Origin of the sequence: Escherichia sp. KCJ4928 (assembly GCF_004352695.1) — a bacterium.
In the GTDB taxonomy this organism is placed as follows: Bacteria; Pseudomonadota; Gammaproteobacteria; order Enterobacterales; family Enterobacteriaceae; genus ECMA0423.
The window spans coordinates 1-555 of record NZ_SJWV01000568.1 but is presented as its reverse complement, the minus strand read 5'-3'; the positions used below and the strand labels follow the sequence as shown (position 1 = coordinate 555).

The 555-nt window shown below is 44.5% G+C and carries 1 protein-coding gene and 1 pseudogene; one reads left to right on the top strand and one right to left on the bottom strand.

Going from position 1 to position 555, the window contains the following annotated elements; all coding sequences use genetic code 11:
- Window positions 1–151, bottom strand: a 151-nt coding sequence (locus E0D98_RS25605; protein WP_001367784.1) for a Hok/Gef family protein, incomplete at its 3' end; no start/stop codon positions are given.
- A gap of 213 nt (window positions 152–364) precedes the next feature.
- On the opposite strand from E0D98_RS25605, the pseudogene E0D98_RS27685 reads away from it, so the two are divergent.
- Window positions 365–555: pseudogene (locus tag E0D98_RS27685) on the top strand (hypothetical protein); the annotation flags it as partial.

Genomic DNA, 555 nt, shown 5'->3' with positions numbered 1-555 from the left:
AACGTTTAACTTCGTAGGCTAACGTTGCCACAAGCACTGTGTTTCCCTGCTCGACACGGAATCCGCAAAGCGAATCCCTCACCATCCAGACAAAACACAGTATCGTCACACAGACGACAATTAACATTGTTAAAAACGTTCGTTGTGGCATCGCAGCCCCTCCATTGCCTTTCGGCCGTCATCGGGCTACTATAATGTTGTCGATGCATTACAGTAGAGCCCTGGGTTGATTGATAAAAAAATCGCCTGGGGCTTTCTGCTGCATGCCGTCCACAAAACGCTTTCAGCATACAGCCTCAAGCGCCCGCCGCTATTCTAATCGATTTTCAGTCTGCCACAATCGGTTTCCACCTAATGACATGTAATGCACAACAGTATTTTTACGGGAAACTACACGGCAAGGACTCCCGGAACACGTTCATTATTTTATGGTTACAGACATCATGTTAAATCCGGAAGTAATAATGACCTGAAAGGAAATACTATGAGTAACGAATATCAAAGCACCAGTATAAACCCTGATGTTTTTGAACAATTTCTTACCCTCCTGAATAC